This window comes from Rhizobium sp. CCGE 510, assembly GCF_000292525.1.
GTDB lineage: Bacteria > Pseudomonadota > Alphaproteobacteria > Rhizobiales > Rhizobiaceae > Rhizobium.
In genome coordinates, this window is the sequence record NZ_AEYF01000076.1 from 1 (window position 1) to 900 (window position 900).

The 900-nt window shown below is 56.8% G+C and carries 3 protein-coding genes; all 3 read right to left on the minus strand.

All coding sequences use genetic code 11. The features are described 5' to 3' along the window. On the minus strand, nucleotides 1-214 hold a 214-nt coding region (locus tag RCCGE510_RS32365; RefSeq protein WP_007637688.1), incomplete at its 3' end, for a 2Fe-2S iron-sulfur cluster-binding protein. Further along, entirely contained in the window at nucleotides 211-486 is a 276-nt protein-coding gene (locus RCCGE510_RS32370) for a sarcosine oxidase subunit delta (protein ID WP_007637690.1), read from the minus strand. The genes RCCGE510_RS32365 and RCCGE510_RS32370, both read right to left, overlap by 4 nt. Before the next feature lie 11 nt (nucleotides 487-497). Beyond that, the coding region (locus tag RCCGE510_RS32375) for an FAD-dependent oxidoreductase (RefSeq protein WP_037080804.1) at nucleotides 498-900 on the minus strand (403 nt) is incomplete at its 5' end.

Below are 900 nucleotides of genomic sequence, written 5' to 3' on the forward strand. Positions count from 1 at the left end.
GGACGAGGGTGTTGGCATCCTGCGCCGCCATTGTGAGAACGCCACGGGGCCGGTGATACTTAAAGGATCGTGACAGGATCCATTCGCCGTTAGCCGCGAGCGCCGAGGCGATCGTGTCTCCGGCGACCCCTTCATACTCGCGCCCGTCGAAGGTGAATTTGATTGTCTTTGATGGGTCGATAAGCAGCCCCTGCCGCTGTGTCGCTTTATTCATAACACCTCTCCCAGAGTTCCATCTGCCGGTACAGCGAACGTAGCCAGAATCTCATCGGTGACTGTGTTGCGTTCGGCTAGGAACCAGAAGTTTGTCGGGGTGTGACACCACCACTCGCGTACGACGCCCGCGGTATTGTTGGACATCCAGATATAGTCGGCCCATTCTTTGTCGCCTGTGGTCGCATGATCCGGTTGCCGATGGACTTCGCCGTGGCACTCAAATTCTGTGATGTTGCGTGGCCCGTTCAGAGGGCATGTCATGATTTTCATGTATCAGCCCCTCAATGGCTCGCGGCCGTAGCGCCCATCTCATTGACCAGATGGAACCGATCGAACCGATCCAGTTGGAACGGCTGGATCTCTTCAGGAATACGATTGTCCGAAATGGCTTTAGCGAGGAAGAACCCGCTTGCGGGAGTTGCCTTGAAGCCCCAGGTGCCCCAGCCGGCGTCAAGCCAGTAGTTCGAAAGTGGGCTTCGACCCATGATCGGGCTATAGTCCGGTGTCATGTCGGTGATACCGGCCCACTGACGCAACACCTTCAGTTCACCAATAAACGGGAACATTTCGAGTGCCGAGGCTGCGAGGCTCTCTTTGATTTCGAGCGTCGAGCGTGTGTTGTAGAGCTCGTAAGGATCAGAGCCGCCCCCGATGACGAGCTCGCCTCGCGCGGATTGAGAAATA